This window comes from Pseudomonas sp. LS.1a (assembly GCF_022533585.1).
Classification (GTDB): Bacteria; Pseudomonadota; Gammaproteobacteria; order Pseudomonadales; family Pseudomonadaceae; genus Aquipseudomonas.
This window is the reverse complement of the sequence record NZ_CP092827.1, coordinates 2,462,843-2,478,614: the sequence shown is the minus strand read 5'-3', so window position 1 is coordinate 2,478,614 and position 15,772 is coordinate 2,462,843. Positions and strand designations below refer to the sequence as shown.

Sequence of the window (15,772 nt, the reverse complement as noted above, 5' to 3'; positions counted from 1 at the left end):
ATAAATGATCATCGATATATCAACCGACTCAACAGACGCTCGACGATACCCTGCCGAACAAAAAAGCAAAAAAAACCTAGGAAACCCTAGGTTTTTTGCAAGTAGCACCTTGGATGGTGGCTTTAACGCCCAGGCTCAGGATACGTCGCGCAGAAATCAACCTCCACAGCCGGAAGCGCATCAATCTCGGGCGTTTTGCCAAGCGCGACCGCGTCTTCCAAAACAATTTCCCTGGATCCTAGTTCATGTTCAAGGTCTGCACGAATCATGCGAAGCAAAGACCAGGTCAGCACACCGAGCACAGGTATCAAAGGCAGCGCGACGACAATGGTTGAAGTCTGAACAGCTTTCAGCCCGCCGACCTTGAGAAGCCCGATGCCAATGACCGCCAGTAACAGCGCCCATACAATCCGCAGCCAGCGCTGAGGTTCTTCATAACCGCTCAGCTCATTGGATGTAACTGACGCAAGCACATAAGCTGCCGAATCAAGCGTCGTCGCCAGGAATACAAAGCAAAGAAGAACGAAAGCGCCAATAACGAGACTTGAAAACGGCATGGTTTTCAAGATGGCGAGTACTGCCGCCGGAATACCCTGTGCTGACAGAATAGCACTGACATCCAGCTCGCCTGTCAGCTGCAGATTAAGCGAGTAGCCGCCCCAGACAGCGAAGAACACCCAGCAACCCAGGCTGCCCCACACCAGCTCCGCCAAGATGAGTTCCTTGATTGTCCGACCTCGAGAAATACGAGCAACAAACAATCCCATCATGGGTGCATAGGCAATCCACCAGGCCCAATAGAAAATCGTCCAGTCCTGAGGGAACGTACCTTTTGCAACAGGGTCCGTCCACAGACTCATGTGGATGAAATTATTGACCATCAGGCCCAGGCTGTTGGCCCAACCATTGATGAGCAACAAGGTGGGACCAACAACCGCAGCGAACAAAAGAAGCGCAAAAGCCAAATAGACATTGATATCGCTGAGTATCTTTATCCCCTTACTCAGCCCAAACCAGACACTCATGCCGAACATCAATGTCCAGAGCGCCAAAACGCACATGTCAAATACAAAGGACTGCTGTATTCCAAAGATGTCGCTGGCCAAGGTCGAGACCAGGGGCACAGCCAAACCAAGGGACGTGCCCACGCCGCCAACAATACCGAAAACCACCACCGTATCAAGCGTAATACCCATCCAACCGTTCGACTTGTCACCCAAGACACCACGCGCGGCCACCGACAATCTCACACCAGGCTGTCGACGAACATACATCGAGTAGGCAATGGGTAACGCCGGCAAGCAGTAGAATGCCCACGGGGTCAGCCCCCAGTGGAACTGCCCATACGTCAACGCCCACTCTGCCGCCTCACGACTGTGAGCAGCCACATTCAAAGGGGGGGTATTAAAATAATAAATTGGCTCTACCCAGGCCCAGTTAACAATGGCTATGCCGATACCACCGCAAAAAATCATGGCGACCCAGCTGAAATAGGAAAACTCCGGAACGTCACTCTTTCGTCCAAGGCGAATATTGCCGTAACGCCCGAACGCCATCCACAGCAGGAATACGACAGTCATCAAGCCGGAAACCAGGTAGAGCCAGCCAAACTTCCCGGTCGCAAACGCGAACATCTGGTTTATTACCGCACTCCCCGCCTCGGGAAACACAATAAGCGGAATCGTGACACCAAGTATCACCGCAATCGATGGCCAAAATACGCGACCATCCAACGAGGCACCATCTTTTGACTTACTCATTTGGCATATCTCCTCAGAACGTTCGATTCAACACCAGGACTCTGTTGAATACAAATATGTCAAGCACGAATTAAAACCCCTGCTCAAACAGATCTAGTTCCATGGAGAAATGAAAGGCCGCTTGCCTTTCCCGAACATATATTGTGCTTATTATTCATATTCGCCTCGAATTGTATTTAATTATTATTTCAGCGGCACAACCAGGTAAACCTCAATTCGCAACTGACACCACCGGTATTCGGCACGACTGCGAGCGGAACTCATTGCCACAAAAAGATGGGTGCCTGGCGGCAGTCAGGCACTCACCTTGTCCAATCCTTACTTCATCGTCGGCATGGAGAACTCAACGCCCTCCCGGACACCTGACGATGGCCAGCGCTGGGTGACTGTCTTGCGTCGGGTGTAGAACCTCACGCCATCCGGCCCGTATGCATGCAAATCACCGAACAGCGAGCGCTTCCAGCCGCCGAAGCTGTGGTAGGCGACGGGCACTGGCAAAGGAACGTTGATGCCAACCATGCCCACCTTGATGTTGTCGGAGAAATAGCGTGCTGCTTCGCCGTCCCGGGTGAAGATGCACGTACCATTGCCGTACTCGTGTTTGTCGATCAGCGCCATTGCTTCCTGCATGCTGTTGACACGTACGACCTGCAGAACCGGCCCGAAGATCTCTTCCTTGTAGCTCTGCATGTCTGGGGTAACGTGATCGATCAGCGTGCCACCGACGAAGAAACCTTCCTCGTAGCCAGCAACGTTTGGCTCACGCCCGTCGACAACCACGGTTGCCCCCTGCTGTTCAGCACTGTTGATGTAGCCAACCACTTTTTGCTGATGCTGCCGGGTGATCAGCGGGCCGAAGTCGTTCTTGCTGTCGGTGTAAGCGCCCACCTTCAGGTTTTTCATGGCTTCTTTCATCTTGCCGATCAAGGCATCGGCTGCCGCGTCACCCACCGCAACGGCGACCGACAGCGCCATGCAGCGCTCACCGGACGAGCCGAATGCAGCCCCCAGCAGCTGGTTGACCGCATTGTCGATATCGGCGTCTGGCATGACGATGGCGTGGTTCTTGGCCCCACCCAGTGCCTGGCAGCGTTTGCCGTGGGCGGTGGCGGTGGCGTAGATGTACTCGGCAACCGGCGTCGAACCCACGAAGCTGACCGCCTGAATGCGCGAGTCGTGCAGCAGGATGTCGACCGCCTCCTTGTCCCCGTTCACCACGTTCAGCACGCCCTTGGGCAGACCGGCTTCGTGCAGCAGTTGCGCAATGAACAGCGTGGAGCTTGGGTCGCGTTCGGAAGGCTTGAGAATGAAGCAGTTCCCCGCTGCAATGGCCACAGGGATCATCCACAGCGGTACCATCACAGGGAAGTTGAATGGCGTGATGCCTGCAACCACGCCCAACGGCTGGAATTCGCTCCAGGCATCGATGTTCGGGCCAACATTCTTGCTGTGTTCGCCTTTGAGAAGCTCGGCAATCCCACAGGCGTACTCGACGTTCTCGATGCCACGCTGCAGCTCGCCTGCAGCATCATGGGAAATTTTCCCGTGTTCTTCACCAATGAGTTTGCAGATCGCATCTGCGTTCTGCTCCAGCAGCTCTTTGAAACGGAACATGATGCGGGCCCGCTTGATCGGCGGCGTATCACGCCAGGCCGGGAAAGCAGCTTCAGCAGTCGCGATGGCGTGCTCTACCGTTTGGCTGGATGCCAAGGCGACTTGGCGTGCCACCTGGCCGGTAGCGGGATTGAAAACATCCTGGGTGCGCCTGGATTCGAAAACGACTTCGCCGTTGATCAGATGACCGACAGTATTCATGTGAATCTCCACTTTTTGTTATTCAGATAATGCGTTGGTGCCGGATTACCAAAGGCTGCGGTAAAGCTCGACCATCTCTGCCTCGGTCGGCACACGCGGGTTATTGCCAGGTGAGCCGGAAGCCAGCGCCTGGGCGGCCATGGTTGGCATCAGCTCGAAGAATTTCTCGCGGTCGATTCCGAATTGCGCAGGGGTGGGCACATTCAGTTCCTCGTTGATAGCCACCAACTCTTCCAGCAGTTTTTCCACGGCGGATTGGTCCGTATCGCTTTCAGTGGCGACGCCCATTGCACGCGCGCAATCGGCATACCGGTCACGGGCAGCAGGGATCGAGAATGCCGTCACTTCGGGGAGCAGCATGGCGTTCGACAAACCATGAGGCACATGGAATGCGGCGCCAATTGGGCGGCTCATGCCATGCACCAGGGCAACAGAAGCCGCCGAGAACGCCAGGCCCGCCAGGGTCGATCCCAGCATCACAGCCTCCCGCGCGGCACGGTCCGCCCCGTCGTGGTAGACCTTGCGAAGGTTTGGCCCGATAAGGCGCATGGCGGCCAGCGCCTGGGCATCACTGAACAGATTCGCTTTCTTGCTGACGTAAGCCTCGATGGCATGCGTCAGCGCATCGATACCGGTGTCCGCCGTCACGCGGGGCGGCAACGAGAGCGTGAGTTCGTAGTCGACCAGTGCAGCGACAGGCATGAAGCCTGCGCCGACGCACAGCATTTTTTCGTCAGTCGACTCATCGGTGATGATGGTGAAACGGGTGACTTCGGAGCCAGTGCCGGCAGTCGTTGGAATGGCAATGATCGGCAAGCCCATCTCGGTGACATTGCGCGGGAACTTGTAATCGCGCATGACTCCGCCGAACCTGGCCAGGATGCCGATCGCTTTGGCGCTGTCGATCGGGCTTCCGCCGCCCAGTGCGATGATGCTGTCATAGCCCCCTTCCCTGGCGGTCGCGACGCCGGCCTGAATCGAAGCGACGGTAGGCTCGGGGACGGTATCGGAGAATACGTCGACCTCTATTGCGTGTTCTGCCAGAACTGCGCTGATACGACCGGCATAACCTAACTCAACCATCATTCGGTCAGTGATGATGAGTGGTTTATGGCAGCCGAGGCTGGCCAGTACCTGATGGATCTGCTGGCTGGCACCGGCACCGGTTTGCAGGATACGTGGGAGGATGCTGTTGTAAGTCATGGCTCTATCTCATTTCCTGGGCATGAACGCGCCCGCGAGCAGCCTCGGGCTCGTGTTCGCTTGATCGGTCAATCGGCAAGCAAAGGGGCGTTTCAAAGGCCTGCCCCCTGACCTGCCTTCAGCAGTCAGCTCGGCAGATATTCCTCACTCCAGGATTCGCCGATTGCGCCGGCGTCCAGGAGTGACTGAATCTGAGCCTCGGTATAGCCGTAGCGGCCCAGCACCTTGCGGGTCGAAGTGCCAAACTTCTCAGCGGGTGGTAGCGCTCGAATACGCGCTACCCGTGGGCGAATGGCGTAGGGGTCCAGCTGCGTGACCCGATGACCGCTCGGATGGTCGCTGTAGACGCTGAAGGAGTAGCTGCCATTCTCGGTACCTGGCAGGCCATCAGCGGCTCGGCTGTACTGGCTGCGCAGGTGATCGATGTTGTCCGGCACCGCGGCAGCGATGTTGGCCGCCTGCAGACGCTCCTGAAGGAAAGAGCTGCTCATGCGGGCAATGACCGCTTGCAGATAGGCAGCGCGATCACTGGCGGATGCCAAGCCGCTGAACTCTGTGATGTCGGCGAATTTGTGCAGTTCTGGCTCGGAAGCATCCAGGTAGATCCAGCCATCCGCCGTCTTGTAGAAGCGAGAAAGATCGCTGTAGCCAACCACGTCGCGCCCGGACGGCTCATTGAATGGCGCTCGACCTGCGTAGTCATAGCAGAACGGGATCTGCACCAGATTCCCCAGTGAAGCCAGAGAGGTGCGCGCCCGGTAGGCTTCGCCGGAGTGGTGTTTGCGATAAAGCGCCGTTGCGACGCCCAGAGCGGCAGCAAATCCACACATCACGTCGATGGTACCGACGTGGGCATGTTCTTCCGGGGTTTCCATGCCACCACCAAAACGCAGCATGATCCCGGTCGTGGCCTGGATGAGATCGTCATACCCCAGATAATCGGTGCGAGGGCCACGGCGGGGGCCACCGAAACAATCGAGCTGGCAGAAGATCACTCCAGGATTCACCGCCTGAAGGCTGGCCTCATCCAGACCCAGCGGCGCCAGTTGGCGATCGGGCGCGTTCATGACGATGACATCGACCTCCCGCACAAGACGATTGAACACCTCTCGCCCTTCGCAAGAGTTCAAGTCAACCAGGACACTTTCCTTGCACCGTGCCGAAGACATACCAAAGACCACGGTATTCCAGGGATCATAATTAGGAACGACAGGGTCGAGTTTGATGACGTCTGCCCCGAAGCGGCCCAGGAAAGACGTCGAGTGGGGCCCCGCGATGACGTTGGTCAGGTCCAGAATCTTGACGCCTTCCAGCCAGCCGGCAGGTTTGTCGAGCTTGGCAGACGGCAAGGCAGGAGCCGAACGCTCGGACAGTGTTGCCAACGCTTGCTCATAGCTCACCTCGCGACGCGAAAGAGGTTTCAGCATTGGCTCTGAGCACCCCTCCAACCACGCAATCGGGCCAGGCTGTTTCATGACGCCGAACTCGCGATCATTGACCTCAACGATCAGCCCGGCGGTATTCGAATGCTCGTCATGGAGCCACTCTTGGGTCGACCTGTGCGGAGCCCCAGGGAAACGCCCCTCACCGAAGATGACTTCCCACTCCGCCGCTGTCTTGGTCAGGAATACTTCTTTCATCCGCGCGGAGATGCGTGCGGCCCAATCAGCAGGCAACGGGTAAACCCCCAGGGATGCATTTCCTGCCCACTGGTCAATCGGCAGGTAGGGGTCATCAACTTTCGGCAAGCCGGCGGCAACCATTTCCTCGTAGATGCCCATTGCCTGCAGGCAGCGCTTGGCATGCTCACGATGCGATGGGCAAACGGCGTAGAATTTACGACCATCCGCACATTCATAGGTACGGTAGAACGGGTCGAGGAACTCCTGCAGATCCTGATAGCTCAAGTTCATCGGCAGGTTCTCAGCGCGACGACGCTCACTCTCCTTCTCTCGCAGGGTCTTGTAGCGCAGCGGGTAACCATCGATCTTGATCGAGTTGTACGACAGACCTTCCATCACCGCTGATGCCAAGGGAACTTCGATCTGATCGCCAACGCCATTCTTTTCACGCGCCTGCAGAGCAAGCACTACAGAAGATACAGCAAGCATGGTGCCGTACGCTGACGCCAAGGGAAGTGGCGAGAAACTAGGGTTGATACCCATCAGTACGCGGTTTTGACCCATGTCGGTGAACACACCGGAGGCCGAAGCGATCACCGCCTCGGTAGCACGCCATTGCGCACGCAGTACGTCATCACTGGCAAACCCTGGAATCGACAACGTGATCAACTCAGGACGAGCACGCCGCAGCTCTGCGAAATCGAGGCCCAGCCTGGGCATGACACCAGGCCGGAAATTTTCAATCACGATATCGGCACGGGAGATGAGTTCACGCGCCTGATGCAGCCCCTCTGGCGTTTTCAGATCCAGGCGCATGCACAGCTTGTTGCGATTGAGCGTGGCATTTGCCGGGCTATCCCAGAGAGGCCCTGCCTGCGGGTCGATGTGAACGACAGTCGCTCCCAGATCAGCGAGGATCATCGCTACTGCGGGGCCTGCGATGTATTGTCCGAAATCGATGACATTGACGCCTTGCAAAGGCAATTGGTTGGAGTGTGCCATGACGATAACCCTAGGTAGCCCCGTGCCAACGAGATTCGTCGGCGCGGTTATTGTTGTTATTGAGACCTCGTACTAACCGGTCACCTGGACGACTGCACCATCCAAGGGCTTGCGATGTGATTGCCACTTTCAGAAATTCGAAGGCATCGCGAAAGCAATAAAAAATGGCCCTAAGAGGCCATTTTTTTTATTGCTCGGGTACTTTGCTTATCACTAAGGGTGCTCGTCCTCGTCGGCGCCGGGCTCGACCTTGAAAGCCTGCGCCTCTTCGCACAGCCACTGGGCAAACGCCGCTGCATCCGGATTGACCATGCTGTGTGCTGAATAGACCAGGTAGAACGCCTCCTTGGTCGGTACATGACGCCCAAGGGGTGCGACGAGCCGGCCCTCGTCCAGAAGATGCCTGACCAATGAAGACCGCGCCAACGCAACGCCCTGGCCCAGTTCAGCCATCGTCAATGCCGAAATAAGGGTGTCGAACTGCATCCCCTGAGAAGAGTCGACGCTCTCTGCGTTGCTCCTCTTGAGCCAATAACCCCAGCCTTCTTCATAGCCCAGCACGTGCAGCAACGGGTGCTTTGCAAGGTCCTGAGGACGCTGCAACGGACGTTGCGCAGTGATCAATGCCGGTGAACATACCGGCACCAGCGTGTCCCACGTCAGACGCTCGGCCTTCATGCCAGGCCAGCGCCCTTGTCCATACCTGATTTCGAGGTCGGCATCGAATTCTGTTTCATCTACCCAGATGTTACTCGCGACGCGGATGCCCACATCCGGGTGCAATGCTTTGAATCGGGGTAACCGGGGAGCGATCCAATGAGTGAAGAACACCAGGCTGCTGCGGATACTGAGCGCGCTTCGATGCCCCTGCCCAAAGATCTCATCCGTCGATGCAGCGAGGCGCTCAACCGACTCTCTCACTACTGGAAAGTAGGATTTTCCTGCTTCCGTAAGCTCAAGCCCGCGCGGGAGACGCTTGAAAAGCGCCTGGCCTAGCTGCGATTCCAAAGCCTTGACCTGCTGACTGATCGCTGCCTGCGTGAGATTGAGCTCTTCGGCGGCATGGGTGAAATTCAGGAGCCGAGCAGAAGCCTCAAAAGCTCGAAGCCAGTTCAGGGGAGGTAAACGCTTTTTCATGACGCATCCAACGCTAAGGCCAATCGGAGATCGAGTCGCTCAGTGGTTGACATTAGAGACGGACAGTCTAAATTACAACGCATGAATGACTCCAAACCTGTTCCTCGAAGGGGCCGACCGCCCAAAATCGCACGTGAGCATGGCGAAACGCTAGAGCTTTTGCTGCGCTGCGGCATGGAAATCCTTACCGAACAGGGCTTTGCTGCCACCGGCATCGATACTGTGCTCAAACGCGTCCAGGTGCCCAAAGGCTCGTTCTATCACTACTTCGACAGCAAAGAAGCATTCGGCCAAGCGGTATTGCAGCGCTATGCCGACTACTTCGCCCGAAAACTCGATCGCTGCTTCAGCGACCTGAGCGTCTCGCCGCTACGAAGGCTTTCCAACTTCGTTGAACAAGCGAAGGTCGGGATGGCCAAGTACCAGTTCCGAAGGGGCTGCCTGGTAGGCAATCTCGGCCAGGAGGTATTGGTGCTGCCAGACAGCTTCCGTGAACAATTGGAACTGACCCTGCTGGACTGGGAGCAGCGCTTGTCTGCCTGCCTGGAGGAAGCGGTCAAGCTGGGCGAGGTATCTTGCGAACATGACTGCAAAGCCTTGGCGGCCTTTTTCTGGGTTGGCTGGGAGGGTGCAGTGCTTCGCGCGCGACTGACGCAGCATGTCCGCCCCCTGGACATTTTTTTCCAAGGATTTCTGATGGGAATCACTCGATGATTCTCTGGGGCAATTTAAAGACAAACGGTCTAAATGAGGATAAAGCATGTTCAAAGCCATTCTGATCGAAAAGCTGGAAGACAAGTATTCGTCCCGAGTCACCGAGTTGCAGGATGACCAGCTACCCACCGGGAACGTGACGGTGAAGGTGGCCTACAGCACCTTGAACTACAAGGATGCGCTCGCAATCACCGGCAAGGGGCCGGTTGTTCGTCAATTTCCGATGGTGCCGGGCATCGACCTCGCGGGCACTGTCGAAGCGAGTGACGACCCTCGATACCAGCCAGGCGATCGCGTGTTGCTCAATGGTTGGGGGGTGGGTGAAAGCCATTGGGGCGGGCTTGCGCAAAAGGCGAGATTGAACGGCGATTGGCTGATCCCTCACCCAGAGCGCCTGGACGAACGGCAAACCATGGCCATCGGCACCGCTGGATACACCGCCATGCTATGCCTGATGGCCTTGGAGCGCCATGGATTGAAACCCTCCGATGGGCCGGTGTTGGTCACAGGCGCCACAGGCGGCGTCGGTAGTTTCGCCATCAGCCTTCTGGCCGGTGCCGGGTATACCGTCACTGCCGCAACCGGAAAAACTAGCGAAGCCGCCTACCTGAAAAGCCTGGGCGCAACGACCATCATCGATCGGGCCGAGCTTTCTGCCCCGGGGCGTCCATTAGCAAAAGAAAAATGGGCGGCCGTTATCGACTCGGTCGGCAGCCATACGCTGGCCAATGCGTGCGCAAGCACAATGTCTGAAGGCTTGGTAGCTGCGTGCGGATTGGCCCAGGGAATGGATTTCCCGGCAACCGTTGCACCTTTCATTCTTCGAGGGGTCAGCCTGCTCGGCATCAACAGCGTTACTCAGCCATTCGAGCGACGAGTCGAGGCTTGGGAAAGGCTGTCCGATCAGCTGAACCTCGACGCACTATCGTTGATGAGCAAAGAAATTCGCCTTGAGAGCGCGATTGCCGCCGCCTCTGAACTGATGGACGGGAAGATCCGTGGCCGGTTGATTGTGGACGTGAACGGCCAAGCCGCCGATCGTTGACGCCAACCGTGAGGTAGACTCTGGACTGTTGGGTGCAGTTGAAAGACCGGTGTCTGCCATCAAACTGGGCGGGGCGCTAGTGATGGTGGCAGGCCTGGATATAGCTCTGTTCGGAGAGTGATGGTCATCACTTTTCTCCAACTGACGGCTGCGTCATGCGGAGCACAACCATTTCTTCCCTGAATACTGCCCATCACAAGCGTCCGCTTTACGCCCTGAGGAAGTCAGTCAACCTAAACCGAGCTTCCTCAGCGCGGCCGCCGATGATCAACACCGGCAGGGCTTTGAGCACCACCAGCGAGAGGTAACACTGCACGCCCAGGCGTGCGCCCCAGAGCAGCCGGCGACCAGCCCGACGAAGCCAGCGACAGCCCAAACCACCACCCACACCTTGGGCAGGTTGTCTGTACGTTCCCCATGCATGGCGACGGGCCTCAGGCCACGGCCACGGCTGCGCGCCTTTCCTGCTCCAGTTCGCGCACCAGCGGCAGTACGTGTCTGCCGAAGTACTCGACCTCTTCCTGGAAATGCAGGAAGCCGGAGAGAATCAGGTCGACGCCGATGGCCTTGAGCGCGACGATGCGCTCGGCGATCTGCCGTGGGGTGCCGATCAGGTTGGTCTTGAACCCATCGTTGTACTGCACCAAGTCCTCGAAGGTGGACTTTGCCCAGTTGCCCTCGCCTTCCGGGCTGGCCGCCCCAGCGTTCTTCACTTCGCTGCCGAAGCCGTTAACCGCCTCCGGGTCGGCCTTGGCGATGATTTCTGCCAATACCGCACGGGCTTCTTCCTCGGTGTCACGGGCAATGACGAAAGCGTTTACCCCGATCTTCACCGCGTGCCCGTTGGCTGCGGCCTTGGCACGGATGTCATCGACCTGTGCCTTGATACCCTCAACGCTGTTGCCGTTAGTGAAATACCAGTCCGAGACCCTGGATGCCATGTCACGCGCAGCCCGCGAGCTGCCGCCCTGGAAAATCTCCGGATGCGGCCGTTGCAGCGGCTTGGGCTTGAGGGTGTAGTCGTTGAAACGGTAGAAGTCACCGTGGAAGCTGAAGTTGTCCTGGGTCCAGATACCCTTGAGGGCACGGATGAACTCCTCGGAGCGACGGTAGCGCTCGTCATGTTCCAGCCAAGGCTCGCCGATGGCGCGAAACTCGCCTTTGAACCAGCCTGACACCACATTGACGGCAATGCGTCCGCCGGTGAACTGGTCAATGGTCGCCAGTTGCTTGGCCGCCAGCGCGGGCGACCACGGGCCGGGCAGGATTGCGGCGATGACCTTGAGCTTCTCGGTGGCTGCCAGCAGCGCATGGCTGATGGTCACCGACTCGTGCTGGTTGTCGGCGCCGTAGCCGGCAGTAAAACGGATCTGCGACAGCGCGTACTCGAACCCGGAACGCTCGGCGATCTGTGCCAGCTTGCGGTTGTAGTCGATGTCCCAGCTGGTGCGCTGCTCAATCTTGCTGACGACGAGGCCGCCGCTGACATTGGGGACCCAGTAGGCGAATTTGATTGGTTGGCTCATGGCGATGCTCCTGTTGCCGGGGGAAATGAAGTCAGGCCGCACTGGCGACCGGGATCTGGAAGAACGCGCTGACGGTGTCGAGCACCCGTTCGATGCGTTCGAACTGCGCGGGCTCGACCAGATGGTGCTGGTCGAAGGCCTCGACGCTGGCGTACAAGCCATACGGCAGGGTGTGCGCCTGGAAGAAGGCGAACAGGGGGCGTAACTGGTGATCGATCATCAGGGCGTGGCGCTCGCTGCCACCGGTGGCCGCCAGCACTACCGGGACCCCTCTGAGCGACTGGTGGTCTACCAGATCGAACAGGTGCTTGAACAAACCCGTGTAGGAGGCGCGGTAAACCGGACTGCCGACCAACAACAGGTCGGTCTGCTCAATGGCCTGCAAGTGAAGCTGTAAATCGGCGGAGGCGGTATCGCGCTCAAGCGAGCCGGACAAGGCGCTGCAAAGCTCGGCGATGCGCACCCAATGCACGTCAAGGTTCGACAACCTTGCCTGCAGCTTCTCCACCAGCGCCTGCAGCAACCCATGAGTACGTGATGGCGCGCGCAGGCTGCCCGATACCACCACGACCCTGATGACGCTTGTGTTCATGCACATCCCTCCTGCCCTCGCGGCTTCGTCCAGAAGCTCTTGAGCAGCTACCGTGCCAAACCAATAAAGCGTTCAAAATCAATGCGTTGGCCAAACCACTCAACAGCCATTGCTGCTCCGGCACAAGCAGGCTGTTGAATCACTGACTGCAAGCCAACAGCAGGGCCTGAGGCGCCGAATGACCGCCTGGCAACAGCCCTGCGACAGGCTGTTGCCAGCGACACAGCCCGCGCGTCAACGAAAGATGATCAAGCATTTGATTTAAAAGCACTTTCTTAAAGGGCACGGAGTTTGCGAAGGAGCGATGGTGCGCAACCGCACCCATCGAGGAGAACTGCAATGACCGCTCAAGCCCACCTGCCTCAACTGTCCATCGGAACCGACTACGAAACCCTTGCCGCCCGCTTCCGGCCAATCTTTGCGCGCATCGCCGAAGGTAGCGTGGAGCGGGAGCGCACCCGCAGCCTGCCTTTCGAGCCCATCCGCTGGCTCAAGGAGGCCGGCTTTGGCGCCGTGCGTGTTCCCGTCGAACATGGCGGCGCTGGCGCCTCGTTGCCGCAACTGTTCCAACTGCTGATCGAACTGGCCGAAGCCGACTCCAACGTGCCGCAGGCATTGCGCGGGCACTTCGCTTTCGTCGAAGACCGTCTCAATGCCCACGCCAGTGCAGCGCAGGACGTCTGGTTCAAACGCTTCGTCGAAGGTGATCTGGTGGGTTGCGCCTGGACGGAAGTGGGTTCGGTGAAGATTGGCGATGTCATCACCCGTGTCTCGCGCAAAGGCGACAAATGGGTGGTCAACGGAACCAAGTACTACAGCACCGGCAGCCTCTTCTCCGACTGGATCGACCTGTTCGCCCGCCGCGACGACACCGGTGGTGATGTGATCGCGGCGATCCGCACCCGACAGCCAGGCATCACCCAGAGCGATGACTGGGACGGCTTCGGCCAACGCACGACAGGCAGTGGCACCTCGGTGTTCGAGAACGCAGAGGTCGAGGAAGAGAACATCATCGACTTCGCCACCCGCTTCAAGTACCAGACCGCCTTCTACCAACTGGTACTGCTCGCCGTCATCGTCGGTTCGGGTCGCGCCGCCCTGCGCGACTTCAGCCAGGAAACCCGCAAACGCACGCGCGTGTTCAGCCATGGCAATGCACCAGCGGTAAGCCAGGATCCGCAGGTGTTGCAGGTCATCGGCAAGGCCTGCGCGCTGGTCTACGCCGCAGAGGCTGGCACCCTGCGCGCCACCGAGGCTGCGCAGCAAGCCTACCTGGCTCGCTTCGGCCATGACGAGGCCGCCGAGCGCCAGGCCAATATTGCCGCCGAACTGGAGTCAGCCCAGGCGCAGGTGGCGGCCGTGGAGCTGGTGCTGCGTGCCACCAGCGACCTGTTCAACACCCTGGGCGCCTCCAGCACCAGTACCACCAAGCAACTTGACCGCCACTGGCGCAACGCGCGCACCGCTGCCGTGCACAACCCTGTGATCTACAAGGAACGCATCATCGGCGACTGGCACGTCAATGGCACCGAGCCGCCCTACGTCTGGCAGATCGGCGGTGGTGCCAAGCAGCGCTGAAGCCGCCATTCCAATCCCCCTGCGATCACGCCCACCCCCGAGCCACACTCGCGGGTCGGCGTAACTTTTCATCCAGGACATCAAGCTCAACGACCGTTTCTAAAGGAGCCCTTTGATGAGCGAACCCCACCTGCAGCAGCGAGATGAAAGCATCGTGCTGCACCCATCCAGCAAACCAGCCCACCGCTTTGGCAGTGAGCGCGAAGCCATCGAGGCGGCGCACGCCCTGGCTCAGGACTTCCGCCGCGAGGCTGCCGCCCGTGATCGCGAACGCCGCCTGCCCCTGGCGGAGCTGGAGGCCTACTCGCAAAGCGGCCTCTGGAGCATCACCGTGCCTCAGGCTTATGGGGGCCTGGGAGCCAGCTACCGCACCGTCGGCGAGGTGTTCAAGATCATCTCGGCAGCCGACGGCTCACTCGGCCAGTTACCGCAGAATCACTTCGTCATCCTCGCGCACATCGGCTTCGACGCCAGCGACGCGCAGAAGCGCTTCTTCTTCGACCTTGCCCTGTCCGGAGCACGCTTCGGCAACGCCTTCTCCGAACGCAATGGCAAGCACGTCGCGGACCTCCAGACCAGGATCACACGCGATGGCGACGACTACGTAGTCAACGGGCAGAAATTCTTCTCCACCGGCGCCCTGGTGGCACACTGGATTCCCATCGTCAGCGTGGACGAGCAGGGGCGCCCGCATCTGGCCGTGGTGCCACGGGAAACCGAAGGGCTCAAGGTGATCAACGACTGGTCCAGCTTCGGCCAGCGCACCACGGCAAGCGGCACGGTGCTGATCGAGCAGGTGCGGGTGCAGGCCAGCCAAGTGGTACCAATCTGGCAGGCCTTCGACCGCCCCACCGCTGGCGGAGCGATCTCGCAGTTCATCCAGGCGGCCATCGATGCGGGGTTGGCACGAGAAGCGCTGGCCGACACCCTGGATTATGTGCGCCGACACACTCGTCCCTGGATCGATTCGGGACTGGAGAAAGCCACCGATGACCCTTACATCCTCCAGCAACTCGGCGACCTGCAGATTCGCCTGCGCGCCGCCGAGGCCGTGCTGGATCTGGCGGCAGATGCCATCGACCTGGCAATACGCGAACCCAGTGAAGAGAGCGTGGCCGAGGCCTCCATCCGCACGGCCGAAGCCAAGGTGCTCACGACCGAGGTGGCCATCCTTGCCAGCAATCGCTTGTTCGAGTTGGCAGGCACCCGCTCGACCCTGGAGGAATACTCCCTTGACCGTCACTGGCGTAATGCCCGCGTGCATACTCTGCACGACCCCGTACGCTGGAAATACCACCTCATCGGCAACTACCTGCTCAACGGCATCAAGCCGCCGCGCCATCCCTGGAGCTGAGCGCAGCCCTGGCCGGGCGCAGGATTCGGCCAGGGGGTTCCCGGAGCATTAAACAAGCATCAGTGCTGGATGATGCAAGGCGGTTGCAGATGCCGCCGCCCCATCAGCCGGCCTTGCCGCCCAGGTAGAAATGCCGGATGTCTTCCCGTGCAATCCGCTCGGCGGCCGCTCCCTCACCTACCACCCGGCCGTTCTCCAGGATGCAGGCATAACTGGCATGGCGCAGGAAGTGGATACGGCCACGGCCTGTACCAGACCGGAGATCGCCTTCAGCGTGGTGCTCTTGCCGGCGCCGTTGGCGCCTAGCAGCGCGACGATATCGCCACCCTGCAGTGAAACCCCGGCCACGGAGAGAATCGCGCCGTTGTAAATCACTTCTATGTCGTTTACCGCAAGCAGCGACTGGCCCGTGCAACGTGCCGCC

11 protein-coding genes and 2 pseudogenes are annotated in these 15,772 nt (G+C 59.1%); 4 read left to right on the top strand and 9 right to left on the bottom strand.

Annotated elements, in window-relative coordinates; all coding sequences use genetic code 11:
• Window positions 1–122: 122 nt before the first annotated feature.
• The 5 genes from MKK04_RS11375 to gcvA form a co-directional block, all read right to left on the bottom strand.
• Window positions 123–1,760 carry a BCCT family transporter gene (locus tag MKK04_RS11375; protein ID WP_207837078.1) on the bottom strand — a complete coding sequence of 546 codons (1,638 nt, stop codon included), beginning with the start codon at window positions 1,758–1,760 and terminating at the stop codon, window positions 123–125.
• 318 nt (window positions 1,761–2,078) lie between these two features.
• Complete coding sequence (locus MKK04_RS11370) at window positions 2,079–3,575, bottom strand: CoA-acylating methylmalonate-semialdehyde dehydrogenase (protein WP_207837075.1); 1,497 nt, start codon at window positions 3,573–3,575, stop codon at window positions 2,079–2,081.
• Between the two features lie 45 nt (window positions 3,576–3,620).
• Window positions 3,621–4,778, bottom strand: a complete 1,158-nt coding sequence (locus tag MKK04_RS11365) for an iron-containing alcohol dehydrogenase (RefSeq protein WP_207837072.1) — start codon at window positions 4,776–4,778, stop codon at window positions 3,621–3,623.
• A 125-nt stretch (window positions 4,779–4,903) separates the two neighbouring features.
• A complete protein-coding gene (locus tag MKK04_RS11360) occupies window positions 4,904–7,402 on the bottom strand; it encodes a CoA transferase (RefSeq protein WP_241106606.1) in 2,499 nt (832 codons plus the stop codon).
• 213 nt (window positions 7,403–7,615) lie between these two features.
• On the bottom strand, window positions 7,616–8,539 hold the full coding sequence (gcvA, locus tag MKK04_RS11355; RefSeq protein WP_207837061.1) for a transcriptional regulator GcvA: 924 nt from the start codon (window positions 8,537–8,539) through the stop codon (window positions 7,616–7,618).
• 81 nt (window positions 8,540–8,620) lie between these two features.
• On the opposite strand from gcvA, the gene acuR reads away from it, so the two are divergent.
• Both acuR and acuI read left to right on the top strand, forming a co-directional pair.
• Window positions 8,621–9,253, top strand: a complete 633-nt coding sequence (gene acuR, locus MKK04_RS11350; protein WP_207837059.1) for an acrylate utilization transcriptional regulator AcuR — start codon at window positions 8,621–8,623, stop codon at window positions 9,251–9,253.
• A 46-nt stretch (window positions 9,254–9,299) separates the two neighbouring features.
• Window positions 9,300–10,298, top strand: coding sequence for an acrylyl-CoA reductase (NADPH) (acuI, locus tag MKK04_RS11345; RefSeq protein WP_233694221.1), 999 nt, complete (start codon window positions 9,300–9,302; stop codon window positions 10,296–10,298).
• Window positions 10,299–10,554: 256 nt separating this feature from the next.
• Here the strand turns inward: acuI and MKK04_RS11340 are convergent.
• From MKK04_RS11340 to sfnS, 3 genes and pseudogenes are all read right to left on the bottom strand, one after another.
• Window positions 10,555–10,697 (bottom strand): annotated as a pseudogene (locus MKK04_RS11340) (branched-chain amino acid ABC transporter permease); the annotation flags it as partial.
• Window positions 10,698–10,732: 35 nt separating this feature from the next.
• Complete coding sequence (gene sfnG / locus MKK04_RS11335) at window positions 10,733–11,824, bottom strand: dimethylsulfone monooxygenase SfnG (RefSeq protein ID WP_207830149.1); 1,092 nt, start codon at window positions 11,822–11,824, stop codon at window positions 10,733–10,735.
• 31 nt (window positions 11,825–11,855) lie between these two features.
• Window positions 11,856–12,416 (bottom strand): NADH-dependent FMN reductase SfnF, encoded by a 561-nt coding sequence (gene sfnS / locus MKK04_RS11330; protein WP_241106605.1) that lies wholly within the window; start codon window positions 12,414–12,416, stop codon window positions 11,856–11,858.
• A gap of 339 nt (window positions 12,417–12,755) precedes the next feature.
• On the opposite strand from sfnS, the gene MKK04_RS11325 reads away from it, so the two are divergent.
• Together MKK04_RS11325 and MKK04_RS11320 are read left to right on the top strand one after the other, a co-directional pair.
• A complete protein-coding gene (locus MKK04_RS11325) occupies window positions 12,756–13,994 on the top strand; it encodes an acyl-CoA dehydrogenase family protein (RefSeq protein WP_207830156.1) in 1,239 nt (412 codons plus the stop codon).
• Window positions 13,995–14,109: 115 nt separating this feature from the next.
• Entirely contained in the window at window positions 14,110–15,348 is a 1,239-nt protein-coding gene (locus tag MKK04_RS11320; protein ID WP_233687463.1) for an SfnB family sulfur acquisition oxidoreductase, read from the top strand.
• A 243-nt stretch (window positions 15,349–15,591) separates the two neighbouring features.
• On the opposite strand, the pseudogene MKK04_RS26665 reads toward MKK04_RS11320, so the two are convergent.
• A pseudogene (locus MKK04_RS26665) lies at window positions 15,592–15,747 on the bottom strand (ATP-binding cassette domain-containing protein); the annotation flags it as partial.
• Window positions 15,748–15,772: the final 25 nt, after the last annotated feature.

What these genes read in the sequence shown, in the direction of transcription:
- MKK04_RS11375 (WP_207837078.1), bottom strand. Translation starts at nt 1,760, where the DNA reads ATGAGTAAGTCAAAAGATGGTGCCTCGTTGGATGGTCGCGTATTTTGG.
- MKK04_RS11370 (WP_207837075.1), bottom strand. Translation starts at nt 3,575, where the DNA reads ATGAATACTGTCGGTCATCTGATCAACGGCGAAGTCGTTTTCGAATCC.
- MKK04_RS11365 (WP_207837072.1), bottom strand. Translation starts at nt 4,778, where the DNA reads ATGACTTACAACAGCATCCTCCCACGTATCCTGCAAACCGGTGCCGGT.
- MKK04_RS11360 (WP_241106606.1), bottom strand. Translation starts at nt 7,402, where the DNA reads ATGGCACACTCCAACCAATTGCCTTTGCAAGGCGTCAATGTCATCGAT.
- gcvA (WP_207837061.1), bottom strand. Translation starts at nt 8,539, where the DNA reads ATGAAAAAGCGTTTACCTCCCCTGAACTGGCTTCGAGCTTTTGAGGCT.
- acuR (WP_207837059.1), top strand. Translation starts at nt 8,621, where the DNA reads ATGAATGACTCCAAACCTGTTCCTCGAAGGGGCCGACCGCCCAAAATC.
- acuI (WP_233694221.1), top strand. Translation starts at nt 9,300, where the DNA reads ATGTTCAAAGCCATTCTGATCGAAAAGCTGGAAGACAAGTATTCGTCC.
- sfnG (WP_207830149.1), bottom strand. Translation starts at nt 11,824, where the DNA reads ATGAGCCAACCAATCAAATTCGCCTACTGGGTCCCCAATGTCAGCGGC.
- sfnS (WP_241106605.1), bottom strand. Translation starts at nt 12,416, where the DNA reads ATGAACACAAGCGTCATCAGGGTCGTGGTGGTATCGGGCAGCCTGCGC.
- MKK04_RS11325 (WP_207830156.1), top strand. Translation starts at nt 12,756, where the DNA reads ATGACCGCTCAAGCCCACCTGCCTCAACTGTCCATCGGAACCGACTAC.
- MKK04_RS11320 (WP_233687463.1), top strand. Translation starts at nt 14,110, where the DNA reads ATGAGCGAACCCCACCTGCAGCAGCGAGATGAAAGCATCGTGCTGCAC.